This window comes from Clostridium sp. LS (assembly GCF_002760435.1).
GTDB lineage: Bacteria > Bacillota > Clostridia > Clostridiales > Clostridiaceae > Clostridium.
Genome location: NZ_AUUU01000021.1, coordinates 62,228 through 87,387, shown reverse-complemented (window position 1 = coordinate 87,387; position 25,160 = coordinate 62,228). Strand labels below are relative to the sequence as shown.

Sequence of the window (25,160 nt, the reverse complement as noted above, 5' to 3'; positions counted from 1 at the left end):
TATTAAAAAAAATATTAATTTTATTATATGTTTCAACTTTATTATTAAGCTATATACCTCTTGTAGGGTAACCGAATAGCAACTCCTGTCTCATCTGATTTATATTGGGTATTATAAAGAGGGTCATTTCCTTGAAATAAATTTAATCCTATTGCGTAAATAGCTTGTGCCATTTCAGCTGGATTTTGTATAACAGAACCTGCCATATATCCTTTCTTTATTAGCTCTTGAGCTTCCTCTGTTGCATCCACACCAACAACAGGTATGGTTTTTGTTTTGTCTCCCATATTATACCCATGACTTTGTAGGGCTTCAATAGCACCTATTGCCATTTCGTCATTGTTAGCAATTATTGCTTCTATCCTTGTGCTGTATTGCAAAAATAATGAATTTATAGCATCTCTAGCCATGTCACGTCTCCAATTGCTAACATTTAATGCAAGCTGCTCAGTTTTTATTCCTGCCTTATTAAGTGATAAAATAGAGTATTGTGTTCTTTCCTGAGCTTCTATACTGCTACGTTCTCCTTGCAGCATAATATATTGCAAAATTCCATCATTATTCTTATCAATAAAACTTCTATCATTGTTCCATAAGTTTATTAAGATTTCTCCCTGCAGTGAACCTGCTTCTTTTGCATTTGTACCTACATAATAAGATTTTTTATATGCTTTTATGGGATCTATTGCAACTGGCTCCCTATTAAAAAAAACTACTGGAATATCCTTACTCTTCACCATATCAATAACTTCTTTTGTAGCCTGAGTATTAACTAAGTTTACCAACAAAAAATCTACTCTCTCATTTCTAATGATGTTATCAATAACTTCACTTTGTATTGCTTGGTTTCCTTTTCCATCAAAAAATTTAAATTCGACTTTTCCCGGATTTTGTTTTTGAATCTCCTCTAAACTTTGCCTAACTAAAGAAATGAATTTATCTTCAAAGTTATATAACACCACATCTACAGATACAGGTCTTTCTCTAAATTGATTTGTTTTAGCATTAACTTTTATATTGTTATCCATTAATATTGTTGAAAACATAATAATTACAATCTCTAAAATTACTATTATCCTTCTAAGTGTTTTCATTAAAAACCCTCTCTTTCACTTCTAAGTAGTAATAGTATTATCAGTATTAAATTGTAATATTACATTATTTCATTTTTTAATTAAACCTATTATAAATATTCAGCTTCATTTAAACTAACTAATTTTTTCTACGTCTTAAAAAGACTATATCAAAAAAAGTAATGTAGAATGATAAAACTAAAGGAAAAATTAATTCTTTAAATAACTCAGTATCTAAACTTAGTGATTTAGTATAATAACGGTAAATACTTAATACACTAAATATAATCAATATAGTAATAAACCTAAATAATCTATTTTTTATTTCATTCCATTTTAACTTCCTCATATTATAAATAGTAATTATCGGAATATATACATTTATAAAAAACACTAAAAATACATACGCCTTCAAGAAACTTAGTGCAATACTATTGTCTATATCCTTCAAAACAATAAAAAGTGAAATTATTGCTCCAATTACAACTGAAATACAAAGAACCTTCGTAAATGTTAATACTTTATCTTTTTGCATTTTATACCCCATTTTTCTTAAAACTTCTTCTTATTCAATAAAGTTTAATATAAAAATTTCATCTATTGGATTTAACTTACTAAATATCATATTTATCTTGTTTCAAGATTACTAAATATTATATTTTGTGGTTATTTATAATTTATATATTCTTAACTGATGAAATATATTTCTTTACATCATCATAAAAACCGCTTTGATTTGAATACGTAATGTAATTTTTAACTGTTTTCAGCCATTCTATTGTAGATGGATGTGTTTGTTTGATTGCGCTTATTAAATCTTTTTGAGTTATTTTTCTTTCTATTCCACTTTCCATTATTTCATCAATAACTTTTTCTGCTGCCATATCAACAACATTTTCAATATCGGCACCCGAATATAATTCTGTCCCTTGAGCAAGTACATTATAATCAATATCCTCTATTGGTTTTCCTTCAAGTTTAAGTTTAAAAATAACTTTTCTTGCCTCTTTATCTGGTGGTTCAACAAATATTACTCTATCGAATCTTCCTGGTCTTTTAAAAGCAGCATCTATATCCCATGGTGTATTAGTGGCCCCCATTATCATAACTTTATCTTTTGATGAATCCAATCCATCCATTTCACACAAGAATTGATCTATTACTCCCCTAAGATATTGTGAAGATAATTTAAGCCTGCTATAACCTAAAGTATCAATTTCATCAAAAAATAAGACACACGGCTTTTTCATCTTAGCTTCTTCAAACATTAATCTTATATTTTTCTCACTTTCTCCAATAAATTTATCCAAGATATCTGTTATATGTACATTAATAAATTTAGCTTTACATTCTCCTGCCGTTGCTTTTGCAATAAAAGTTTTTCCACAGCCTGGAGGTCCAAAAAGCAAAACTCCACCCCCTATTTTCTTATTAAACATCGAAAATAAACCCGGATTTTCAAAAGGCTTAATTATTTTCATTGAAATAGCCTTTTTTACTTCACTAAGTCCTCCAACATCATCAAAAGTGACATTTTCATTATTATTTAAAGTTTTCTTTGCTTCAAATGAAATAATATTATTTCCCACATTTTCTTCACTTTGCAATTTTACGAGCTCAAGTTTTGGTGACTTTGGTTCATTTTCTCCCTCTTGATTTTGTGTTTCTTCTACCCTTATAGAATCATCAATTTTTGAAGTACCCTTTATTTCAACAGAATCTCCTATTTTTAGCGAACTAAGTTCATCTATTATTTTTATTTTTATCTCATCAGTACAATATTTAAGAGCTTCCGTAAAAGCAGAGAGAGCTTCTTTGACTTGTCCAACCTCTTTGTATTCTATCCCCAAAAGATACCATGAACTTGCATCTTCTTTATTGGCTTCAACTATTTTTTTAATTAAATCTATTTTATTCATCCAATCCTCTCCTTTTCATCACAAATTTATAAATCTTATTATAAATAGAAACATAAAACCTCAATAAATACCCTAAAATTATAAACAATCCAACCAACATGTAAAGAATTTTAAATACAATATCTGCATCTATAATATTATTAAAGTGAAAATTAGAATCAACAATAGCATATATCATCGTTATAATAAACAATCCCAAAAATAAATACCTTAAAACTTTCCCAACTTTATTGGCTGGCAACCCAAGTGTGAAATATCTTAAATCAATCAGTGTAATTTTTTTATGAAGATATTTTTTGTTTGGATCAAGTAAAAATGCTTGTTTATAATATTCCTTCGCTTTTTTATATTTTTTTATAGAAAATTCATAATCTCCAAGCTTTACTAGTTTATCAAACTCATTATCACTATGCTCTAAATATTTTTCTAAAATTTCTTTCAACTTTTTATTATCTTTTTTATCTTTATAATAATTAAAAACCACATGAAGTACTTTTGTATTAGTAGGTGCTAATCTATATGCATCTTCCATAATCTGTTCACAGTCTATCTTACTATTTAATTTATGCTGCATATAACCAGATCTGGCTAAGGCTAAAGCATTATTAGAATTAAGTCTTAATACTTCTTCAAAGCATTTTTTAGCTTCAGAGTAATTACCTTTATTCCAATAAATTATTCCCATAATACTATTACAATTTTCTATAGAATAACCTTCATTCAATGCATTTTTTATTTCTACAAGTGCTTCATTATACCTATTAAGATCGTTAAGACAGCTTGCACGTAAATATAAATAATACCCGTTTTGAGGCTTCTTTGAAAGTAATTTATCAATTTCCATAAGTGCCTTTTCACATTTATCTATTCGCATATAATGCCTTGCTAATTCCTCATTTTTCTCAATTTCCAAGCAACACATCACCTTTCAACTTTCTATTTGCATCATACCTCCGTATAATTTTGTTTACCGCCAATTTTATTAAATAATTCACTTTATATAATTATATACTAATTAATTTTGTAGATAAATATGTAAATTAATCATAATTTATGAAATAAAAATAAAGGAGCTGTATCAAACATGATATGCTCCTTACATTTACTAAGTATCTTACCTCCAGGTACTATCACTTAATCCGTAGTTTTTATCTAAATCTAATATAACCCCATGAACAGCTCCATTACCATTTACCATAGCCATTTTTCGTAATCGGATATCCTCAGGAATACTAGCTGAAGTATCTGCTACAGCATTAGCAATTACCTTTAGCAAATCTTTTTCAGGCATATTAGGCTTTTGTACAATATCAGCATCAATTATTTTAGCCGCCTCTGGACTAACACTTCCATTCTGAACTGCTATATCAAAAGCTAAAGCAAAGCCCCTCACTGTTTTTAAATTGTACTTATTACAAATAAGCATCGCTTGTCCAACTTTATATGCTTCAGCATCACTTTCAATACTTATAAAGTGTGGACTATTACATAAATTAACAAACTGGGAATACCAAGGCTGCATAATTGTATTTGCAGAATCATTTATAGACTTAGCCCATATAAGTTGATTTTCTTTATTATCAAGCAGCATTTTATGAATACTATCATAGTCACTTCCAAAAATACTTCTCATTTCAGAATTATATTCCCTATCCATTCTATTAAGAAGTGGCTGCAAAGTTCCTTGACCTATGCACCATTGAAGATACCCTAATGATAAACCTTGCCCATCAAAATTTCCTGCAATTTGATTAGAATTTCCAACTTCAAAATGCTTACTAATATTTTCTGCAACATTAACTACATCATCACTTGGAGACACATAATGCTGTATGTATGCATCACTCACATAGGCAATATTATTATTATAGATAATCTTATCCCATGCAGAACCATTAGCATTTATAGTATCTAATATTTGAACATTTTCAAAATTATATAAATAACCCTCTACAGTCCCATCCAAACTTGGAGCGAGTCTTACTTTTAAATCAATTTGAAGCTCTGGATTATATACATATGCTCTATTTTTTTCTTTAGTTGTGCTTTGATCTAATGTAGCTGCACTTGCATTAACTGTGCCAACCAAAACACTGTTTGCAACAATTAATAAGCTAAGTAAACTTAGAAATATTTTATTTCTTTTCATTCTACTAAAGCCTCCTATTATAATATATCTATATTTTACCACATAATAATACAAGTTTTGAATTATAACACCTTAAAATTACCTTAATTTAATCACAAAATAAAAACAGTAGTTATCTTTCCCTCACTACTGTTTTTTATAAATTATTCCCATAAAATGTTTTCATGTTATTCTATTTTATCCTCTCCAATTTTCCTTACTAGCATTAAATGTAGTACGCTTTTAACTTATTTCTTCTATAGATAATAACCTAGGTTCATTATCTTTTTGAATTTTTATATAAACCTTAGCCATCTTCATTTGCAGATTTTTTATCACTGATTTTACCTTACATATAAAATAATAATCCTCTTCTCCATTAGTAACTACTGCTATTGGGTTAAAGTTCCATCCATTTATACCATCTAATGCTCTTTTCAGTATTTGTTTATCTTCACTTGTGACCGATTCTCTTATTTTTAAATCATAACTTTCTTTTGCCATAATTTTCGTTCCCCTTTCCAATAAATATCTTACTATTAATTCTTGACAACTTTTTGGCAAATATATTAACCTTCTTTTAAGAAACTATTACAAAAAAATTAAGATTACAGCCTTTATATCTATAATTAATCGAATACCTATGTTTTAATATTTTTGAAGTTCATGAGTAATAACAAAATCTTTATAACATACTACCTTTCAATTTAATATATTATAATAAAAGAACCCTATCTATATCTAGGATTCTTAAGACAACTATTTTATCTTCTTCTTAAGTAATTTGTAATATTCATTCAGCACATGGTTTAAATTTTCACTCGCTATAATTACTTGTTTATCTATTAGTTTTTCTCCATTATCTATAATCTTATGTAACGCTTCTCTCATTCTATAAATCGCCTGCTCGGTTTCTTCTAAATTTACCAAATTATATCACCTCTCGCTTTTTTATTAGTATAATACTCTGGTAATATATTTGGCTGTATCATTTGTTACATGAAAAGTCCCTCTGAAACCCTCAGAGGGACTTTTACTTTTTTATTCTATTATTCTTATTGCTTCCTCATTACCTTATTAAATAATTGAATCACATTTATGATTATTGGAATTCATTTGACATTCTGTTAAATCCTCATGGGGAATATTTTTCAATTCTATTATTCCTTTTAGAAATTCTACATCAAAACCAGCTATTAACTGATTCTCAATTTCCATAAGGGGACGCTTTATTAATATTGGTTTACTGCATAGCAGATCTAAGGTATCTTCAATAGATAATTCTCCGGGGATTACCGTTCCAGCTTTAACTTCTGGAGCATTTTTGTTATACCAATCTTTAAGTTCAAGTTTTTCTAAATAAAGCTTTAATGTTTCTGGGGTCCATATTTTATCAAATATAGAACGTTCCTCTACAGTATGGCCTGATGATAAAAGCAATTCTTTTTGACGCGCGCCACCTTTACAACCTGGTTTAGTATAAAAAATTATATGAGCCATAAAACTTCTCCTCCTACAATAATTACATTTTCTTATTTGTTAAATTATATCATAAACTTACACAGTATTCCTAAAATGTCAATTCACGAATATTATAATATAGAGATTAGAAGTCTTATTTATAATTTTATGAATTTAGGGATTAGACTTCAGTAACTAGTGAATCTATGCCTTGCAGACTTTTACCATCAATAATCTATGTAGAAAAAGCAAAGGTAAACTAAGTATTTTCACTTAATTTACCACTAAAAATATTTATACTTGTAAAAATTTTTCATAAGTCTCTATCTTGTCCTCACTATTGTTTTTCTTTAACCATCTGTTATATTCTATAATAAAATCTTCTATTGTTTTTATATCTAACTTAGCGTTCTTTTTTCTTTTCATTTCTGCGTACATATTTATTTTAATTATATTTCCCATTTCTCTCACCTCTTTTATAAATATATGATAATATTAATTTCTTGTGATTTTATTATTAAAATAATTAATTTTTCATGATTTTTGTAAACATTATCATTAAAATATTTAAGAAATTAAGTTTTCCTATATTATTGACACGAATTCCCTTTTTTAATAACAGTTAATAAAAAACTATACAAATCGTTAAATAATTGATATTATAATATCAAGAAAAAATCTAATTTTATATTTCAACTAAACAGTGTAGAGTTAACCACTTTGAAATTACTCATTTCAAGGTGTTTTTTTTATTTTAAGGAGGATTTTATAATGAAAACTTTGCTTTTAAGGAATATTAGGCAGGTCATAACCTTTAATGACAAAGAAGAAGTATTTGAGAATGTAGACATATTAATTGAAGGCCCTAAAATTATTTCAATCGGAACTAACCTTGACGTCCCCTCTGAAACTGAAGTAATTGATTGCACTGGACTTATAGCTTTGCCTGGGTTTGTAAATACTCATCATCATTTATATCAAACTCTCTTTAGAGGAATTAAAGAAGTTCAGGAACAACCACTATTTCCATGGCTTATAGGGCTTTATGAATTTTGGGAAAATATAACCCCAGAAGCTGTCTATTATGGCGCTTTAGTAGGTTTCAGTGAGCTTTTAAGAACTGGATGCACATTAACTTCAGATCATCATTATGTTTTTCCAAATAACCAGCCACATACATTGATTGATGATCAAATAAGAGCAGCTCAAGAAATCGGAATTCGCTTTACCGCAACAAGAGGCTCTATGTCCTTAGGCAGAGATCAAGGCGGTCTTCCTCCAATGTCTGTTGTTCAAACTGAAGATAAAATATTAATAGATAGTGAAAGACTTATAAACAAATATCACGATATAAGTGAATTTGCAATGACAAGAATAGCTCTTGCACCGTGTTCACCTTTTTCGGTTACTAAAGATCTAATGGTTGAAACTAAGAATTTGGCTAGAAAAAAAGGGGTTATGCTTCATACCCATCTTGCTGAAACTCTTGATGAGGAAAGATTCTGTATTGAAAAGTACGGTAGAAGACCATTTGAGCTTATGGAAGATCTTGAATGGGTTGGTCCAGATGTTTGGTATGCCCATGGTATATACCTTAGCGATGCAGAAATAGATAGATTAAATGGTTCTGGTATTGCCCACTGCCCTTCTTCAAATATGAAACTTAATAGTGGTATTTGCAGAACTTCTGATATATATGGAAAAGGTGGGAGCATCAGTATAGCAGTTGATGGAAGTGCAAGTAATGATGGTTCTAACATGTGGGAAGAAGTTAGACGTGCATACCTTCTTAATCACTTAAAATATGGTACTGAAGGCCTTAATGCATATGAAATATTAAAAATTGCAACTAGAGGCGGTGCAGATGTTTTAGGCCGACCTGATACCGGAAGACTTGATTCTGGAAAGGCCGCTGATATAATATTATTTGATTTAAACGGTGTAGAATATGCCGGCTGCCATGACCCTCTTGTTTCACTTGTGTGCCTTGGAAATTCAAGTTATACAAAGATGACTATTGTTAACGGAAAAGTAGTATCAAAAGATGGACAGCTTATTACTATGAATACAGCTGAAATTAGGAAGACTGCTCATAGCATAGCTGAAGATATAATTAATTACCAAAGGTCCAAGAAATGATGATAATTTAACTTTTAAATATTTTCTCTAAAAGATATTTTTCACATCATTCATTAATAGTTCAAAATTTCAACCACCGAAAAATTTCTGTGGTTGAAATTTCATTGTTTAAAAATATATAATTTAGCGATTAACAAGAGTTTCTTCCCATAAGCTTTCATCTTTAAAGCCTACTAATACAAAATCTTCTCCAACCACAATAGGACGCTTAACCAGCATTCCATTAGTTGATAATAACTTAATCTGTTCTTCTTCTGAAAGGGATGCAAGTTCCTTACTCAAATTCATTTCTTTATATAAAGTTCCACTAGTATTAAAAAATTTTTTAATAGGCAATCCACTTTTCTTAATCCATTCTAGAAGCTCTTCAGCTGTTGGATTGTTTTCAGCTATATGTCTATCTTCATATTCAACCTTATGCTCATCTAACCATTTTTTTGCACGCTTGCAAGTTGTACATTTAGGATATTCAATAAATAAATAAGCCATTAGTTTTCCTCCTTCTCTTCTCAATTAATGTGATTATTAATTATTACAAGTAAATTATAACACACTTTCCACCTATATATCATTTGATATAGCTTCAAAGAACGTGTATCGTGAGACCTATCGAAGCAGTTATATAATATATCTATTCTTTTAATACTTGGTATTATTTAAAATAAATATTCATATAATAATAATGCCTTTATGATAGATTCTCTTTTCTCAAATTATTATTTATTTACCCCTTGACCCCTTTTACAGGGTTTTTTTTCATCATTAATTATTTTTTCTTAAATTAAAATTAACTATAAAAATACCCTGTATTGTCTAAATATCTTTCAAGTTCAAACTTAAGACTTCGACTTTACAGGGTATTTTATGCAACTGGGTGTGAAATATTATAAGTATACAAAATAACATGTTAAGGGAAAATGCTATTTGTATTTACACTCAATATATTATTCGTATTTTAATCGTATTATCTGACAAAAAACTATAGTAAATAATTATGGATATAATAATAAAGAAAGATAAGTATCACTACTTATCTTCCTTTATACTTGTTTTCTAATTTTATATTTGAATTGTTTTGCATATAAATAAAATATCATTTTTTTCCAAAGTAATCTATATTATTTTAATTTATTATAAAAATTCACAAAATATATTATCTTAAAATAGGAAGTTCTCCTAAAATTTATTTTAAATGCAGTATAAAGAAAACAAAGGTGTATTAAATCCTTTTGATTTAATACACCTTTATAAATGATTATCGAACACGTAAAAACTTCTCATAAGATTCTATTTTATCCTCTCTGTTATTCTTTTTTAACCAATCTTTGTATTTTAAAATAGTCTCTTCTACCGTTTCTAACTTCAGCTTATTCTTTTCTTTTCTCTTACTTTCTGCATATAAATTAATTTTAAATATCTTTCCCAATCCTTCTCACCTCCTTATACGATAATAATACAATGTATTTTTTAACTTTATGTGTATAAGAATGTTAAGAAGTAATTAAATAAAACAAATAAGGTTGGAATTTAATCCATCATCCACCTCATTTGTTTTTAATTCCCACTATTTATTCACTTAATTTGATCCATTATAATCTATTAATCTAAATATTCTCTACAAATTGTATTTTTAATCCATTAGGATCTAACACATAGAAAAACTTTGTATGTGGATTTGGTTGAAATGGACCGCTATGAATATATATCCCTTTCTCTTTAACAAAGTTCATCATTTCCTCAACATTTTTTACTTCAAAACCAAGGGAAATATGTTCTCCATAATACACTTCTTCTACACCATCATCGCATATCAATTCAACTTTTGTTTCTCCATCTCCTAAAAACGCAATTTCTCTTCCTGGACCAGCATTAAATCTATTGATCATATTAAGCCCAACAACGTCTGCATAAAACTTCAAAGATTCATCTAAATTTTTAACTTTTATTGTAGTCCAACAAAATTTCATAATTCATTCCTCCTAAACTGTATTTTTCACCTATTTCAATACCTCTATGTTTACCAAAATAAAATTATACTACTTCGAATAATATATGAACATTAATTTATTTATTATTTCCTATAGTTTATCTTAATTAGCTATAATTAACAAGTCTGTTAATAGGAATTATTAACGTATTTTAATCTCTATTCTTAAGGGCTTCACTTAATGATATTTTATTTATATGGCGCCTTAGCAGCATATTACTTATGAAATATGAAAACAGAATTAATACTATTATAAAGCAATAATCTTGCGGCTCTAATACAATTGAAAAATATGCTTGTACATTGGCTATTAGATTAGGATAAATTAATTTTGTTATTTTTAGTGCTAATGGTATTGAGATAACTGTTGAAAAGGCTACTGTATATAATGAACTTCCTAAGTACAATTTGTTAATTTCTCCTTGATTAAATCCAAAAATTTTAATTAAAGAAATACTTTGAAGACTCTTATCAATCATAAGCTTAAGCAGTAAATACATGCTTATAATAAAAAGTATACTTGAAAATACTATAAGAACTATAACTATGGGCAGCATCATAGATGTCATACTTTCCGCGGATTTTATTAGATTTTGGGCAGTAGTTTCTGAATATATATAGTCATTATTAATATCAAGAGGTTTCTTAGACAAATATCCATTAAAATAGGATTTATCCTCTCTTAATAATTCATTCAATTGCACTCTATTCATAAATAAATTTAGACCCAATTTATAATCTACAATCCCTTTTATCTTTAGATTATATACTTTATTTTCACTTTTATCCTTTAAGATAATATTATCTCCAACATTTAAATTAAACTTATCTTTTGCACTATCTGAAATATATACACCTGGATCATCGTCATTTATGCTAAATGAATAAAAATTAGATTTTTCATTTATTCCTTGAAGCACTACATCCATGTCTAAACCTAAATCTTTATAATATATAGATAGATTCTTAAATGTTGACTTTTCGAGACCTTTATTCTCTGTAATTTCAATTGGAAACTTTAAGGTATACATATAGTTATAGGTTGTCTCTTCTTTCACATTTTTTACATATTCATTAATAGCCGAATTTATAGCTACTCCAAAGACAAGTAAAAAGGTTGACATAAATATCCCAGAAAATAATATAATATTTCCTCTAATTTCTCTAAAAAATTCTCGTAATCTAAATTTTGTTATAAAACCAAAACTATTTATTTTTATTGTATTTAATTTATTTGCTTTCTTTTCTCTTCTCAGTAATTGAAGTGGCGTACTATTAAGCTTTTTAGAAATTATAAAATAATTAATGAATACTACTATTACTATAGGAATAACAACGCCAATAAAAATCAAGTAAGGAGGATATATTCTTTTAATATTAGGCAATACATAGGTATCTGAAGTTGCTTTACCTATTGCATCTTCAATATCAAAGCCTAAACACGTTCCTATAATTGATCCTATACTAACAACAATAATTGGCAAAATCATAAAATGATTTAATATTTCTTTCTTTATATATCCCAAAGAGTATAATGCGCCTATTATTGGACTTTCTTGGTCTATTGAATTAATAAGTGACATGGATATCATAAAACCTATCATTATACATAGCACACACCCAATTATTATTGATACATTCTTGTTAGTTTTGCTATCATTTATATATCCAATAGCCCTTGTATTGTCTGAAATCTTAACAAACTCTCTCATAGTAGAATTTTTTGACACTATGTTTTTAACTTTATCAGCTGATATTCCATTTAATTTAAATACATAAGAATAAGATTTATTCTTTAAGTTCCTGAAATCTTCTTCACTAATAAAGCCTATACCAAAGGTCTTGGGATTTGATATTACATCTCCTGACTTTTGAAGAATATTAGTATAATCAGGTGCTGCCCCATATCCAACTACATTAAAATTCTTTTTATTAATGATTAAGTTACTTGAAAGTTTAAAATTATTAACTTCTCCAAAATGTTCATCAATGATTATTTGATTTGTTTCACTTATTTTATTCCCTTGAGTTATTGATATTCTATTAATGTTTTTTCTATCTTTAAATATTCTAATTGTTTGATTTTCATAAAGCTTATAATCTACGTAAAAATTTTCTTCTATATTTACTCCCAGCTCTCTTATTTTCTCTAATGTCATACTATTTAATGGACTGCTAACATAAAATTCTCCATCTTCTAGGTTATTTTCTAATGCTGCTTTCTCACCAGTTGCTATAATGCAGTCTGTTGAATCTGAAAAGCCAACAATTAACATAGAGCTAATTAAAACCAATATTATTAACCCTAAATATTTACCTATATTCTCTCTAAATTCTCTTAGTATTCTTTTATTTAATACCATTCATTCACCCCTTTCACAATATTACTGAATATGTATAGCAATTTAATATTGCAAAATAAAAAAATCGCAAATCCAATCATCTCTTGAATAATGCGACTTTACAATCTATTATTTATTTATATTGATTCATATTATTAAAAACATTTTAAAACAATTTTAAAGCTAAATCAAACTCAAATATCAAGCTTGATTAATCCAGTATTTTTCTATTTCTACAGCCTCTACATATTCTTGCTTTAATGCTGTAAGTTTCTTATATTGTTCTGTAAATCCATGTGACTTCTGTGTCTGTTCATTTGTCCAAATTTCCATAATACATATATCATCGCTAGAATTTGCTGGCACATAATAGTCATATTTATAGTTACCAGGTTCCTCCCTAGACAATTGAATAATACCTTGTTCTTTTACCTTATTATAGAATTCATCTCGTTTTCCTTTGCGGATGTGATAACGCACGTTCACCATTAATAATCTTTGCATTTTTTCAAGTGCATTTTCATAGCTATATGCTCTTATTACTGCAAAATACTTTGCAAATTCTTTTGTCCACATATCCATTTCTTCTTCAATTTCGTTTACTTCATTCATAATAAAGCACACAATTTTGCATGTTGTTTGTGCCATACTTGGTAATAATACAGAAAATCCCCACTCTACATCTGCTTTTTCATCTTCAAAACCATTTCTAGCATCAACAATAAGCTTGCTACCTACATTTTCCTTAAGCAATTCCAATGCAAATGTTGTTGGCCTCCTATAATTCTCTCCAGATGCAAACTTTTTCCATGTAAGTAAAACTGCATTATCCTTTTCTATGAACTTTACATTGCAAAATTCAGAATCAAATTCCTTCATAAATATTCCTCCGTTTATATAAATATTTATATTTCCCCTTTTAGAACTATATTGAGTAAATTATAACACATATTGTAAAGATCACATTATTCAATTTTCAAAGAACATTATTTTTATTTCTATTACTAACTTTTAAAAATTACATAATTTATTAAAACTGAAGCTTACCACTCAATATCCTTTGCTTTCATTAATTTTTCATTTTCGTATTCTTCTTCAATTTTTCCATCTCTAACTTTTATCACTTTGTGAGACATATATTTTATAGCATCATTGTGGGTAACTATTATCATGGTAGTTCCATATTTTATATTTACTGCTTCTAAAAGTTCAAGAATTTCCTTAGATGTCTTATAATCTAAAGCACCTGTTGGCTCATCGCATAACAAAAGTTTAGGATTCTTAATAAGTGCTCTTGCTATTGCGGTTCTCTGCTGCTGCCCTCCTGACAAATGCCTAGGAAACTTATCTTGATGCTCCCATAAACCCAAGGTTTTCAATAATTCATCTTTATTTAAAGGATCCTTTGTAAGATACTCACATACTTCTATATTCTCTTTAACAGTTAGATTAGGAACAAGATTATAAAATTGAAATATAAAGCCCAATTTCTCTCTTCTATAAAGAGCTAACTCTTTAGAATTTAACTTTGAAGTTATAATATTATCAACTTTTACTTCTCCTAGATCTATGCTTTCAAGTCCCCCAATAACATTTAATAAAGTCGATTTACCCGAACCTGATGGTCCTAAAATTGTGCATATCTTTTTTTCTTCTAGTGTAAGACTTGCTCCCTTTAGCACATGAACTATGCTATCCCCTTCTCCATAAGATTTTTTAGCATTTATAACCTCAAGAAACATATTGTTGCCTCCTTATTTTTACTCAATTGAAGTTTTTTCATCTTCCTTTTACACTAATCTTACTTCCAAGCTCGTAATCTGATGGAGAATTGAGCACAATCATATCTTCTTTCAGATCTTGTCCAAACACTTCAACATTAGTATCTGTTTCAGTTCCCTTTGTTATAAGAATTTGTTTGACTACATAGTCATTCCCCTGCTTATCTGCTATATATAAACAATCATTGTTATCCTTATCTTTAATAACACTTTCAATAGGAACTGTATAAATACCATCTTTTTCATCTACAATAATGTCTGCTTGTGCCTTCATGCCTATTTTAAGCTTTATATTTGCATCAGATAGCTTAATCTTAACCTCATATTTAGCTTCCTTATCATTTGAGTCATTATTAAGATCTAATGCGTTAGTATCTTGTGCCTTTGCTATTGACTCAACACTTATCACTTCACCCTTAATGATACTAGTGCCTGTAGAATCAGTTTTTATTTCAACTTTTTGCCCTTCCTTAATTTTCTCAATATCCACTTCCTTTACGTCTACATTCACAGTTATTTTATTTTCATCTTTAATTTCAAATAATGTTCCTGAACTTACATTTCCGACACTTGCATTTTTTGCACTTATTATTCCATCTACTGGCGATCTTATTACTGCATTACTTAAATCTTTTTTTAGATTTTCGAGAGATATATGCTGGCTATTATCTTCTGCTTTTACTTTAGCTGCATCATATCCGCACTTTGCTACAATCAAATCTTGCTGAACTTTAGCCTTTATATTATCTAAGGACACAATACTTTTATCATAATTATCTTTTGCATTTTCATAAGAAATTTCATATTCCTTTAGCTCTTGATCAGAAATACCATCGCGATCATGTATTTGAGTATATTTATCGTAGAGACTTTTTTTATCTTCATAATCCCGTTTTGCAGAATTTAAAGCTGCTGCTGCATTTTTAATATCTTCATTTTTCTCATCGCTGCTTAATGCAAGAGCATTGTCATACACTGATTTTGCGTTCTTCAGTGCTACTGTATTTCCAGCATCTGCTGCTGAAACAGTCGCTTCTAATTCCTTAATTTGATCTTCTAATTTACTTGTATCTAAAATTGCTAAAACATCGTTAGATTTAACTCTATCTCCTACCTTAACTTTTACTTCTTTAATTGGAAGTGTTACATTGCAATATACATTTGTTGAATCTTCACTTTTCACCTCACCCTTAGCATTAATTTTACTGATATTACTCCCTGCACTAAGTACAGTATACTTGTCTTCCTCAAGACCTTGACTTTTTAACACAATATTTACGATAAGAAATCCTAAACACAAAATTAGTATACAAATTAACGAAAACACTAATCTTTTATTTAAATTTATAGAGAATTTCTTTTTATCATTTGTGCCAATTTCATTCTTATCAGTTTTTCTTAAAATAAATTTTATCATTACTTAGCCCTCCCCACCCCTGTTTAACATGATATTTTTACTCTGTCCTTGTCTCAATTAGAAGCAGGCTTTAATTCCTAATCAAGAAAAACAAGCTTGTCTCCTCAAATATAACAGCGTTATATAACACTGTTATATTACACTGTTATATTTATTTTGTCAATATTACTTTAAATGATAAAGACCTTTATTTACACCATCTTTATGAGTATTAACACGAAAAGAAAGACTAACTATTTTAGTCACAATACAGAATTGTGCAAAATAATTAGCCTTTTATTATTTTCAAATATATGTGTTATCATAAATTAATTGTATCTAAAATATACTATCTATTTAATTAATTCACTCCATCCCGCAAAGAAGAAAGTGTTAATATTATCATATTGCTTTACTGCTATTTCATATGGAATGTCATGCTTAATAAATTCGGTCATAGATTTAATATAAAATTCTATTATTATGTGAATAGTGAATTCATCAATGTTTGAAGTTTTTTTGAGCGTATGAAGCAACTCCTTATGCTGTTCTAAAGCTTTCTCCATAAAAATATCCATAAAGTTTTCTAGGCTAGATCCATTTGAACGCATAATAATTAACTTACAAATATCAAAGTTATCGTATAAATATTCAAGGTATTTTTTATGATTGCTTTTTGTAGAAAATATCCATTTGGGAAATTCTATTCCTTTATTGCACATGCTTCTATCTTCGCCCTCAACTTCATTCATTAATTTATAAAATCCATCAATTACATCTTTAACCAGACTTACAAATATATCATCTTTATCTTTAAAATAACCATAAATAGCTCCTGTTGTTACGCCTGCTTGTTTAGCTATATTTCTTAGAGATGCATCCTTAAAGCCTTTTTCTAAAAATTCAACTTTAGCGCTGTTTAAAATATTATTAATGGTACTTGAACCATCTTTATTATCTAATTGCTCATTCATTTAATTTTTCTCCTTATTCGTAAAATCTATCTTAACAAAATCAGTTGCATTTACTTGCATTATTATACTTAGTATATCATAAATAAAAACTTCCAACCAATTCAGCTATTGTTAAGTATATACAACTAAAATAGAATTATAAGACTTCTTAATAAACTGAGAAATGGTAACCACTTAAAAAAGTGTTTAATTTAAATTTTTATGTAAAATGGACTTTATCTCCTCTCTTTAATAGAAACTAAAAAGGAGGCTACAAAATGAATAAAAATATTATAGAAATGAAAAACATCATCAAAAGTTTTTATATTGGAACTCCTAATCAACTAAATGTTCTTAAAAGTATAGATGTAAATATTAAAGAAGGTGAATTTGTATCTATTATTGGACAATCAGGCTCAGGTAAAAGTACTTTGATGAATATAATAGGTGCACTTGACAGAGCAACTTCTGGAACCTATATTTTAGATGGAACTAATATTAATGATATATCAGATAATGGTTTATCTGACATACGAAATAGAAAAATAGGATTCGTATTTCAAACTTTTAATTTAATCCCTAGAAGTTCAGCTATTAAAAATGTTGAATTACCATTACTTTATGCAGGCATAAGCGGTAAAAAAAGAACACAGCTTGCAGAATATTATTTAGAACTTGTTGGCATGAAAGATAGAATGCAGCATCAACCAAATGAATTATCTGGAGGACAAAAGCAAAGAGTTGCTATTGCTAGAGCACTTATTACAAACCCAAGTATTATACTTGCTGATGAACCAACAGGTGCACTTGATTCAACAACCGGACGGATAGTAATGGACTTATTTCATAAAATAAACAAAGAAGAAGGAAAAACTATAGTTCTTATAACTCACAATAATGAACTTGCAGAGGAGACAGAAAGAATCATAACGCTAAGAGATGGTTCCATAGTGTCTGAAGTGAGCAATTCAAATTTTCAAAATCTACTTAAATAACTCTGTTAATTTATATTCTAAGATGGCAGTCTAGCCTGCCCATGTAAATACTTGACATTTATCTATATCTCAACGAAATATGAACCACTTTTTTAATGAATGATTCATTCTTCGTTGAGATATATTTATACTTTAAAATTATGTTTTTGTTATTATATATAAATTCATTTCATAACTGAATTTATTTTAGATCTTGTAGTATCTTTCTATACGCATCTTGTAAAGCAACAAACTGGCCGCCAACAACAAAGCCAAAATCATATAAGTTTACATGCCTAACTTTAACAATTGCAGGAATAGTTACATTATTATACTTAATAGCTATTTCCAGCATATCATTCTTCTTAAACTCCGTATCAGATATGAATCCTATACCAGAAATAGATATCTCGATACCTTTGACTTCTAAATCTACCTTATTCAGATTTACACTTTCAATCTTAAACTTATGATTGTATTCGTGTCTATTATTTACTCTACGCTCTTTTTGAAATACTTGTTCTTTTCCGTTTAAGAAGCTATGCCCTTTCATATATTTTCACCCTTTCCTGCGGTTATTCATATTATTTTAATCTATATTTATATTTTAACAGGATTTTAAGAAATATATAAGTACTTGTTTTTCAAAAGATGAAATTGTTTTCAATATTTTATAGTTAACTGATTAAATTTATCTTAATAGCTATCCTTTATCTAGTGCTCCTTCTATTAATTCAGTAAGTTTGTAAACTCCAATTCTAAAAATATATTTCTCATACCTTCTTCATTAATTTTTAACTTTAATACCTCTTCAGTTATATAATCAAGCTCTTTAATATCACATTTTATAGTCGCTAGCTGCTTACAAAGTAAAGCCGCATTTTTTCCTACCAATTTTATGTCTGATTCTTCTATTAGTTTCAATAATGGAGATCGGGTAATGCCAAGGCCTTTGAAAGTCTCTTTAATTTCTTTTTCAGAAGAATTTTCAATAAAATCATATATTCCTTCTACAGTTTCAAATTCTCGTAAAAGAGGAATAACTGATTTTTCGCCTACCCCTTTTACTCCAGGTATATTATCTGAAGCATCTCCTTCAATTGCCTTTCTATCAATTATTTGAATTGGGCGCACGCCATAAAATTGCTCTACATAATCAGAAGTATATTCAAAAACTCCATTTGGTATATTAAGCTGTTTCCTATCTATTCCAAGTGTATCATACATGTCAGAAAATTTTGAAGTTATCAGCCATACTCTTATGTTCTCATCAATAAGCTGCAGACAGTCTTGATCTTTAGTCCATATAGTAACTCTCATATAATTTTGAAATTTTTTTGACAATGTCCCAATTATATCATCCGCTTCATATTCATTAAAAACAAATTGTTCAATGCCCATCTCCTTCAAAACCCTTTGCGCCAGGGGAAATTGACTTCCAAGTTCATATCTAAACTCTTTTCTATGTCCCTTATAGTCTGAAAATAATTCTTTCCTAAAGGTAAATTCCTTAGTACGGTCCCAAGCCACAGCTAAATGGCTGGGTTTTTGATTTTTAATTACTTTAAGCATTGATGCCATCATTGTATAAACACCATTAGTAAACTCTCCCTGAGAAGATTGCCGTATTTTACCTAGATATTTATCTTTTTCTTTATCAGTTTTTGCAAATTTATACTCCTTTGGCAGATTTCCAAAAAAACAGCAAGACAACAGTGATGAACCATCTATTAAAAGTAAATGCTTATGCATACTTACAACTCCTTATTCTTCAACTTCAAGTATATAATTTTTCACTTATATCTCATTTAAACATAATTGCTCTAAATAATTTTACACCATATAATAATTAAAACAATCTTTTGAATTAAGTATTTGCTATACTCTTTCCTTAATCTAATTATATTTAACACAGATTTGTAAATTTTTAACATATATGTTATAATATATTTACCATATTGTATAGTACTTACGAGGGAGAGTTGTTGAATGCTAAAATTAAAGAGTATTATATGCTTATTAAGCATTATAACTTTATTTAATGATTATAATGTAAGCATCGTAACACCATTTAACACTTTAGCAACAGATGTTGTAAAAGATAATAGTATAAGAATGATAGGTGAAAATAAGCTAGGATTGAACGAAAATTTTATTGGTATTAAATGTGAAGAAATCAAGCAACAAGTAAAAGAAATTGAAGAAACGCCGAAAAAGAGTGAACCTGAATGGAAAGATTTCACACTCACATTTTACACATCTCTTGATTCAGAAAATAGCAGTGCAGGTCCAGTTACTTGCCAAGGCAAACCACTATCACCAGGTGGCGTAGCCAATAACGTAATGCCACTAAACACTAAAATATATTTAGAAGGTTATGGACAAGTTGTTGTTAATGATAGAGGTTCTGATAAATATTTCGGAGTTGATAATAGATTAGATGTATTTATCGAGAGAGAACCCGGAGAAAGTGATAGACAGTATTTTAAAAGAGTAAACAACTTAGGCGTACAGAAGGTTAAGGGGTATATTCTTAAATAATTTAAATATTTCTATTTTAGATATGTGAACCTCATTGTTTTAATATTTAAAATAAAACCTCCGAAGAAATCGAAGGTCTAATAGTTGTACAAATTTAAAAATTATTATATTTTTTTCTTAGCCTTGCTGCTGTAACTACAATTCCAATAAAACAAATAATGGCTGCACTAATATATACGTATCTCATTCCAAAAATGAAAACATCATTCCTGCCTTCAATATATCCAAGCACTTTTTCACCCATTTTTATACTCATGAATGAATATAAGAGTAAAGTGGCCATAGCAACTCCTGAAGATTGTCCTAAATTTCTTACAAAAGCATTTATGCTTCCTGCTATACCTAATTTATTACTAGGCGCTGAAGACATAACAAGTGAATTATTAGGAGATAAAAAAACTCCATTTCCAATGGCTATTAAAGAGATATACATAATAAGTTCTTGAATTGTTGAATATTCATTTAAAGTCGCCATTAAACTCATTCCTATTCCCATAAGTATGAGTCCAAGGAATGTTAAGAATTCTGAACCAATTCTATCAGATAAATAACCACTAAAAGGAGAAATTACTGTTATTATTACTGGCGAGATCATCATAATTGTTCCGGCATGAGCTGGATTCATCTTTAATACATTCTCAAGATAAAATGGTTGAATAATATTATTACTATTAAATGACATATAACATATAAAAGTACATAATATACCTACAGAAAATAAAGAGCTTTTAAATAATGAAAGATCAATAAGCGGATATTTTAAATTTTTTTCAACAAATATAAATATCATGAATAAAAAAATTGCTGCTAAAAAACTAAATATTATGAAATAATTTCTATAACCTATTGTCTCACCAGCTATTAAAGCGTAGAACAAAAATAAAACACAGATTCCAAAAATTATAGCTCCGACAAAATCAATTTTTTCTTTCTTCCCCCCCACCTTGACTGATAACATTTTAGCTCCAATAATTGTGGCAGTTATTCCAATAGGAATATTTATAAAAAATATATACCGCCAGTTTAAATATGACACAATAAAACCACCTAGAGGCGGTCCTATCATTGTTCCAAGAGCTAAAAAAGTTCCTGATATTCCAAGGGCTCTCCCTCTTTCATTAGCTGGGAATACTTGCGTTATTATACCTTGATTATTTGCCATAGCCGCTGAAGCCCCTATTGCTTGTATAATCCTGAAAATCACTAATGTTTCAAAACTTTTTGATAAACCACAAAATAAAGAACCTATAGTAAATACAAGTAAACCCAAAATAAAAATTATAGACTTTCCTTTTATATCCCCTAACCTTCCAAAAAATAAAATAGTACTAACAATTGTAACAAGGTAACAAATCACAATTAATTGTATAGAAGACATAGTTACAGAAAATATATTTACCATTATTGGAAGCACAACATTAACTATAGTGCTATCTAGTGTAGCCATAAATGGGAGCAGCACTACTACAGCTAATATTACCCATCTATTTTTATATTCATTCTTTTGGGGTATCTCCATAATTAAAAATCATCCCTTTTTCATAATTATATATTGTTATATTTCCATTATAAGTATAGTAAATTACTCTGATAATTATATACTAAGTTGATGAATTGCCCATTCTGCCATTTCACGCACTTTTTCATGATTATCATTACATGCTTCATGAATACTATCTTTATATTCCTCTTTATAATTATTAACCATTGCATTTATAGCATTAACTTTCCATTTCCAAACATCATCCTTTGGTATATACCAAAACTTTGGCTGCATTACATTTTGTAAAAAATCATAATCCATTTTAAGAATTTTTTCTAATGATATGTTTTGGCTCAATTCTTCTAAAAACGGAAATTCCTCGTTTCCTTCCCATCTATTCTTATTCATTGGGCATGCATCTTGGCAGGCATCACACCCGTATACCCAATCGCCAATTTCTTTTTTAAATTTCTCATTTGGCATATCTCTTCCCATAAATGTAGTAATGCAAGAAACACATGCAAAAGGATTCATAGTATATGGTTCTGACAAAGCCTTGGAAGGGCAAGCTTTAAGGCACAAATTACATTTTTCTGAACAAGGTTTTACTTTTGGTTCTTCAATTAATTCTAATTCTTTATCAATTACCCATGCTTCTAAAACTAACCATGAACCATTTTCGGTGTAAAAAAAATTATTTCTTCTAATTACTCCTAATCCAGCTTTAAGTGCAGCCCATCGCATAGCAGTAACTCCAAATTTTCGTTCAGTTTCTGCTTTAACTCCAATTTCCTGCATATATTTCTCAAACTTTAAACTATCTTGAAAATCCTTAGAGTTCTTATCTACTCTGCTATCAAATAAATAAGTCTTTCCAATTACCCCCTGCAAGTGCTCTGGAACATGATACTGTGCATATCTTCTTACACATACAACAATAGATTTAGCCCATGGATAAGCATTTTGTACTCGCGCAAAATTATAATAACGTTGATAAAAAGGTTTTGTAGCTGGTATTTTTTCAATTCTCTCATTAAGTTTTTCTTCATATTCATACATGTCAGATACTTTAATGATTCCGCATTTTTCAAAGCCTAAATCTAGTGCTGCCTTTTTTATTTGCAATGCTAATGAATTCATTTGTTCAACATTCCTTTCAATATACTTTATTTATTCCAATATTCAATTACATATCACACTTACATGTATATACATGTTTTTATTTATAATAATTCCTTACTCTTAATTAGGTCAAAATAAAACCTTTATTAATCTATATGCTTGTTAATACAATTTTGTATTTGTCCTAGAGTTTTTAAAAATTCTTCAAATTTTTCAGCACCAATCTCCTGCTCTATTAAAGATTGTACATTACTCCATACTGGAATGGCTTCATTTAGTTTTTGTTCTCCGCTGTCACTTATTGATATGCATCTTTTTCTTGAATCATTATCATCTGTTCTTACATTAACATATCCTTTTTTTCTTAAAATTTCTATGTTTCTAGTTACTGTGGTTTGATCCATTAACATTCTCTCTGCTAATTCGCTTATTGCAATATTTTCGTTTGCAGTTATTTCTGCTAATAATGAAAATTGAGGCGCTGTTAGCCCAACTGTTTGAAAAATTTTATCAAAGTGCTGAGTAGTAACTCTAGTTGTCATACGTAGATTTCTGCAAACACAATTTCGTAATGGTTTTAGATGACTTAAATTAGACATAAATAATATTCCTCCGTCGAAGATTTGAATATACATATAGTAATCTATAGCAATTCTTATTGTCAAGGTACCTCTAAATTGGTTTTATCAAATATCTCGTATATAACATATGCTATTTATACTTCATAATTTCCTTAATATTTAGATCTTCACATTGTTTTATTGCATTATTTATTGTTAAAAATACATATTGTTTTACCGAAACCTGAGCATTTGCCGCATGATATACATTTTGCTGGTTCCATATTACCTTCATTCCAACGGTTAATTAGATCACTTTCGCATATTAGTGGTCTACTTAAGGCAAAGTAGTCGATTGAGCTTTCATTTAAAATTTTTGTTAATAATTTAAAATCACGAATTCCACCAACAGAGATTACTGGTACCTTTACTTGTTGCTTTATCTTCTCAGCATAAGACATATAATAAGGTTCCTGACCTTTCTCTATTTTTCTTGAATAACTTTCATTTGGACGTGAGGATAAACTTCCTCCACTTACCTCAATTGCATCTATACCTGCTTCTTCAAGTCTTTTACATACATATTTACATTCATCAAAAATCATACCTTGATCCATAAAATCTTCACTATTTATTTTAATTAGAATAGGATACTCAGAACCAACTTTATCGCGCATTTTCTTATATGTTTCTAATATCATTCTAATTCTATTTTCAATATTTCCACCGTATTCATCAGTTCTTTGATTATAGTAAGGTGTTAAAAACTTACTAAGCAAATATCCATGTGCTGCATGCATCTGTATACCATCAAAGCCTGCTTTCTTAGCTCTAAGTGCTGCATTTGCAAAAGCTGTTTGCACAAGATTGATTTCTTTTATAGTCATTTCTTGAGGAGTATTTTTATATCCTAAATCTTCAACATTACTTGGCCCCCACATGACTTTTTTATGGTTTTTAACAGTTTGAGTTCCAGCTGCTCCTACTTGAAGTATGATATTAGCATTATATTTATGAACTACCTCAACAATCTTTTTATATTCATCAATAAAAGAATCATTATAAATTCCCATTTGTCCTGGAATAAATTCTTCGAGATCAGTTACAGCTGTTAGACCAGTTATTATAGTTCCAACACCTCCTTTAGCCATATCTTCATAAATCGAAAATAACGCCTCAGTTAAGTGTCCTTTTTCATCTGCCATCCCTTCATAGGTTGCAGATCTAAAGAACCTATTTTTTAGCTTTAGTGAACCAAATTGTGTTTGATCAAATAATGAGTTCATAAATAACCAACTCCC

At 28.8% G+C, this 25,160-nt stretch carries 26 protein-coding genes and 1 pseudogene; 3 read left to right on the top strand and 24 right to left on the bottom strand.

Going from position 1 to position 25,160, the window contains the following annotated elements:
* Positions 1–44 precede the first annotated feature (44 nt).
* From COL3_RS05970 to COL3_RS28580, 9 genes are all read right to left on the bottom strand, one after another.
* Positions 45–1,094, bottom strand: coding sequence for a galactose ABC transporter substrate-binding protein (locus COL3_RS05970; protein WP_008418344.1), 1,050 nt, complete (start codon positions 1,092–1,094; stop codon positions 45–47).
* A gap of 118 nt (positions 1,095–1,212) precedes the next feature.
* Positions 1,213–1,608 (bottom strand): hypothetical protein, encoded by a 396-nt coding sequence (locus COL3_RS05965; protein ID WP_035282169.1) that lies wholly within the window; start codon positions 1,606–1,608, stop codon positions 1,213–1,215.
* A gap of 142 nt (positions 1,609–1,750) precedes the next feature.
* Positions 1,751–2,992 (bottom strand): AAA family ATPase, encoded by a 1,242-nt coding sequence (locus COL3_RS05960; protein ID WP_008418348.1) that lies wholly within the window; start codon positions 2,990–2,992, stop codon positions 1,751–1,753.
* Entirely contained in the window at positions 2,985–3,905 is a 921-nt protein-coding gene (locus tag COL3_RS05955; protein ID WP_008418349.1) for a tetratricopeptide repeat protein, read from the bottom strand. The genes COL3_RS05960 and COL3_RS05955 overlap by 8 nt, the downstream gene beginning before the upstream one ends.
* A 201-nt stretch (positions 3,906–4,106) precedes the next feature.
* Entirely contained in the window at positions 4,107–5,141 is a 1,035-nt protein-coding gene (locus tag COL3_RS05950) for an SH3 domain-containing protein (protein WP_008418351.1), read from the bottom strand.
* Between the two features lie 222 nt (positions 5,142–5,363).
* The gene (locus COL3_RS05945; protein WP_035282172.1) at positions 5,364–5,624 is read right to left on the bottom strand and encodes a hypothetical protein; all 261 of its coding nucleotides are present in this window, start codon (positions 5,622–5,624) and stop codon (positions 5,364–5,366) included.
* A 255-nt stretch (positions 5,625–5,879) separates the two neighbouring features.
* A complete protein-coding gene (locus COL3_RS05940; protein WP_008418357.1) occupies positions 5,880–6,050 on the bottom strand; it encodes a Spo0E family sporulation regulatory protein-aspartic acid phosphatase in 171 nt (56 codons plus the stop codon).
* Between the two features lie 147 nt (positions 6,051–6,197).
* Complete coding sequence (locus COL3_RS05935; protein WP_008418360.1) at positions 6,198–6,620, bottom strand: nitrogenase-associated protein; 423 nt, start codon at positions 6,618–6,620, stop codon at positions 6,198–6,200.
* A gap of 255 nt (positions 6,621–6,875) precedes the next feature.
* A complete protein-coding gene (locus COL3_RS28580) occupies positions 6,876–7,043 on the bottom strand; it encodes a hypothetical protein (RefSeq protein WP_008418363.1) in 168 nt (55 codons plus the stop codon).
* Positions 7,044–7,352: 309 nt separating this feature from the next.
* Here COL3_RS28580 and COL3_RS05930 point away from each other — a divergent pair, with 309 nt between their 5' ends.
* Positions 7,353–8,720: an 8-oxoguanine deaminase gene (locus COL3_RS05930; protein ID WP_008418365.1), complete on the top strand. Its 1,368-nt coding sequence runs from the start codon at positions 7,353–7,355 to the stop codon at positions 8,718–8,720.
* A gap of 123 nt (positions 8,721–8,843) precedes the next feature.
* Here COL3_RS05930 and COL3_RS05925 read toward each other — a convergent pair whose 3' ends face one another.
* The 9 genes and pseudogenes from COL3_RS05925 to COL3_RS05895 all read right to left on the bottom strand — a co-directional run bounded on the left by COL3_RS05925 (position 8,844) and on the right by COL3_RS05895 (position 17,200).
* Positions 8,844–9,209: an arsenate reductase family protein gene (locus COL3_RS05925; RefSeq protein WP_008418367.1), complete on the bottom strand. Its 366-nt coding sequence runs from the start codon at positions 9,207–9,209 to the stop codon at positions 8,844–8,846.
* A 766-nt stretch (positions 9,210–9,975) separates the two neighbouring features.
* A complete protein-coding gene (locus COL3_RS28575) occupies positions 9,976–10,146 on the bottom strand; it encodes a hypothetical protein (RefSeq protein WP_008418369.1) in 171 nt (56 codons plus the stop codon).
* Positions 10,147–10,324: 178 nt separating this feature from the next.
* A complete protein-coding gene (locus tag COL3_RS05920; RefSeq protein WP_008418371.1) occupies positions 10,325–10,687 on the bottom strand; it encodes a VOC family protein in 363 nt (120 codons plus the stop codon).
* A 172-nt stretch (positions 10,688–10,859) separates the two neighbouring features.
* Complete coding sequence (locus COL3_RS05915; protein ID WP_008418373.1) at positions 10,860–13,070, bottom strand: FtsX-like permease family protein; 2,211 nt, start codon at positions 13,068–13,070, stop codon at positions 10,860–10,862.
* 180 nt (positions 13,071–13,250) lie between these two features.
* The gene (locus COL3_RS29245; RefSeq protein ID WP_242982107.1) at positions 13,251–13,538 is read right to left on the bottom strand and encodes an antibiotic biosynthesis monooxygenase; all 288 of its coding nucleotides are present in this window, start codon (positions 13,536–13,538) and stop codon (positions 13,251–13,253) included.
* Between the two features lie 6 nt (positions 13,539–13,544).
* A pseudogene (locus COL3_RS29240) lies at positions 13,545–13,928 on the bottom strand (hypothetical protein); the annotation flags it as partial.
* A gap of 164 nt (positions 13,929–14,092) precedes the next feature.
* On the bottom strand, positions 14,093–14,791 hold the full coding sequence (locus tag COL3_RS05905; protein ID WP_008418376.1) for an ABC transporter ATP-binding protein: 699 nt from the start codon (positions 14,789–14,791) through the stop codon (positions 14,093–14,095).
* A 37-nt stretch (positions 14,792–14,828) separates the two neighbouring features.
* Complete coding sequence (locus COL3_RS05900) at positions 14,829–16,247, bottom strand: HlyD family efflux transporter periplasmic adaptor subunit (RefSeq protein WP_008418378.1); 1,419 nt, start codon at positions 16,245–16,247, stop codon at positions 14,829–14,831.
* Positions 16,248–16,579: 332 nt separating this feature from the next.
* Positions 16,580–17,200, bottom strand: coding sequence for a TetR/AcrR family transcriptional regulator (locus COL3_RS05895; RefSeq protein ID WP_008418380.1), 621 nt, complete (start codon positions 17,198–17,200; stop codon positions 16,580–16,582).
* A 257-nt stretch (positions 17,201–17,457) separates the two neighbouring features.
* On the opposite strand from COL3_RS05895, the gene COL3_RS05890 reads away from it, so the two are divergent.
* Complete coding sequence (locus COL3_RS05890) at positions 17,458–18,174, top strand: ABC transporter ATP-binding protein (protein WP_008418382.1); 717 nt, start codon at positions 17,458–17,460, stop codon at positions 18,172–18,174.
* A 181-nt stretch (positions 18,175–18,355) separates the two neighbouring features.
* Here the strand turns inward: COL3_RS05890 and COL3_RS05885 are convergent, their stop codons facing one another.
* Together COL3_RS05885 and COL3_RS05880 are read right to left on the bottom strand one after the other, a co-directional pair.
* Positions 18,356–18,706, bottom strand: a complete 351-nt coding sequence (locus COL3_RS05885) for a PilZ domain-containing protein (RefSeq protein ID WP_008418384.1) — start codon at positions 18,704–18,706, stop codon at positions 18,356–18,358.
* Positions 18,707–18,882: 176 nt separating this feature from the next.
* A complete protein-coding gene (locus COL3_RS05880) occupies positions 18,883–19,905 on the bottom strand; it encodes a 5'-3' exonuclease H3TH domain-containing protein (protein ID WP_008418386.1) in 1,023 nt (340 codons plus the stop codon).
* A gap of 237 nt (positions 19,906–20,142) precedes the next feature.
* Between COL3_RS05880 and COL3_RS05875 the strand changes: the two genes are divergently transcribed.
* Entirely contained in the window at positions 20,143–20,694 is a 552-nt protein-coding gene (locus tag COL3_RS05875) for a 3D domain-containing protein (RefSeq protein ID WP_008418388.1), read from the top strand.
* A 94-nt stretch (positions 20,695–20,788) separates the two neighbouring features.
* Here COL3_RS05875 and COL3_RS05870 read toward each other — a convergent pair whose 3' ends face one another.
* The 4 genes from COL3_RS05870 to COL3_RS05855 form a co-directional block, all read right to left on the bottom strand.
* On the bottom strand, positions 20,789–22,213 hold the full coding sequence (locus tag COL3_RS05870) for an MFS transporter (protein WP_008418390.1): 1,425 nt from the start codon (positions 22,211–22,213) through the stop codon (positions 20,789–20,791).
* A gap of 75 nt (positions 22,214–22,288) precedes the next feature.
* Positions 22,289–23,317: an epoxyqueuosine reductase gene (locus COL3_RS05865; RefSeq protein ID WP_008418392.1), complete on the bottom strand. Its 1,029-nt coding sequence runs from the start codon at positions 23,315–23,317 to the stop codon at positions 22,289–22,291.
* 128 nt (positions 23,318–23,445) lie between these two features.
* The gene (locus COL3_RS05860) at positions 23,446–23,898 is read right to left on the bottom strand and encodes a MarR family winged helix-turn-helix transcriptional regulator (RefSeq protein WP_008418395.1); all 453 of its coding nucleotides are present in this window, start codon (positions 23,896–23,898) and stop codon (positions 23,446–23,448) included.
* Between the two features lie 167 nt (positions 23,899–24,065).
* On the bottom strand, positions 24,066–25,145 hold the full coding sequence (locus COL3_RS05855) for an NADH:flavin oxidoreductase (RefSeq protein WP_008418397.1): 1,080 nt from the start codon (positions 25,143–25,145) through the stop codon (positions 24,066–24,068).
* Positions 25,146–25,160 lie beyond the last annotated feature (15 nt).

Bases quoted from the DNA above. Each gene is read 5' to 3' on its own strand.
- COL3_RS05950 (WP_008418351.1), bottom strand. From the start codon at position 5,141: ATGAAAAGAAATAAAATATTTCTAAGTTTACTTAGCTTATTAATTGTT.
- COL3_RS05905 (WP_008418376.1), bottom strand. From the start codon at position 14,791: ATGTTTCTTGAGGTTATAAATGCTAAAAAATCTTATGGAGAAGGGGAT.
- COL3_RS05925 (WP_008418367.1), bottom strand. From the start codon at position 9,209: ATGGCTTATTTATTTATTGAATATCCTAAATGTACAACTTGCAAGCGT.
- COL3_RS28580 (WP_008418363.1), bottom strand. From the start codon at position 7,043: ATGGGAAATATAATTAAAATAAATATGTACGCAGAAATGAAAAGAAAA.
- COL3_RS05880 (WP_008418386.1), bottom strand. From the start codon at position 19,905: ATGCATAAGCATTTACTTTTAATAGATGGTTCATCACTGTTGTCTTGC.
- COL3_RS05870 (WP_008418390.1), bottom strand. From the start codon at position 22,213: ATGGAGATACCCCAAAAGAATGAATATAAAAATAGATGGGTAATATTA.
- COL3_RS05935 (WP_008418360.1), bottom strand. From the start codon at position 6,620: ATGGCTCATATAATTTTTTATACTAAACCAGGTTGTAAAGGTGGCGCG.
- COL3_RS05865 (WP_008418392.1), bottom strand. From the start codon at position 23,317: ATGAATTCATTAGCATTGCAAATAAAAAAGGCAGCACTAGATTTAGGC.
- COL3_RS05915 (WP_008418373.1), bottom strand. From the start codon at position 13,070: ATGGTATTAAATAAAAGAATACTAAGAGAATTTAGAGAGAATATAGGT.
- COL3_RS05900 (WP_008418378.1), bottom strand. From the start codon at position 16,247: ATGATAAAATTTATTTTAAGAAAAACTGATAAGAATGAAATTGGCACA.
- COL3_RS05855 (WP_008418397.1), bottom strand. From the start codon at position 25,145: ATGAACTCATTATTTGATCAAACACAATTTGGTTCACTAAAGCTAAAA.
- COL3_RS05970 (WP_008418344.1), bottom strand. From the start codon at position 1,094: ATGAAAACACTTAGAAGGATAATAGTAATTTTAGAGATTGTAATTATT.
- COL3_RS05885 (WP_008418384.1), bottom strand. From the start codon at position 18,706: ATGAAAGGGCATAGCTTCTTAAACGGAAAAGAACAAGTATTTCAAAAA.
- COL3_RS05875 (WP_008418388.1), top strand. From the start codon at position 20,143: ATGCTAAAATTAAAGAGTATTATATGCTTATTAAGCATTATAACTTTA.
- COL3_RS05890 (WP_008418382.1), top strand. From the start codon at position 17,458: ATGAATAAAAATATTATAGAAATGAAAAACATCATCAAAAGTTTTTAT.
- COL3_RS05960 (WP_008418348.1), bottom strand. From the start codon at position 2,992: ATGAATAAAATAGATTTAATTAAAAAAATAGTTGAAGCCAATAAAGAA.
- COL3_RS05860 (WP_008418395.1), bottom strand. From the start codon at position 23,898: ATGTCTAATTTAAGTCATCTAAAACCATTACGAAATTGTGTTTGCAGA.
- COL3_RS05965 (WP_035282169.1), bottom strand. From the start codon at position 1,608: ATGCAAAAAGATAAAGTATTAACATTTACGAAGGTTCTTTGTATTTCA.
- COL3_RS05945 (WP_035282172.1), bottom strand. From the start codon at position 5,624: ATGGCAAAAGAAAGTTATGATTTAAAAATAAGAGAATCGGTCACAAGT.
- COL3_RS05895 (WP_008418380.1), bottom strand. From the start codon at position 17,200: ATGAATGAGCAATTAGATAATAAAGATGGTTCAAGTACCATTAATAAT.
- COL3_RS29245 (WP_242982107.1), bottom strand. From the start codon at position 13,538: ATGGTGAACGTGCGTTATCACATCCGCAAAGGAAAACGAGATGAATTC.
- COL3_RS05920 (WP_008418371.1), bottom strand. From the start codon at position 10,687: ATGAAATTTTGTTGGACTACAATAAAAGTTAAAAATTTAGATGAATCT.
- COL3_RS05930 (WP_008418365.1), top strand. From the start codon at position 7,353: ATGAAAACTTTGCTTTTAAGGAATATTAGGCAGGTCATAACCTTTAAT.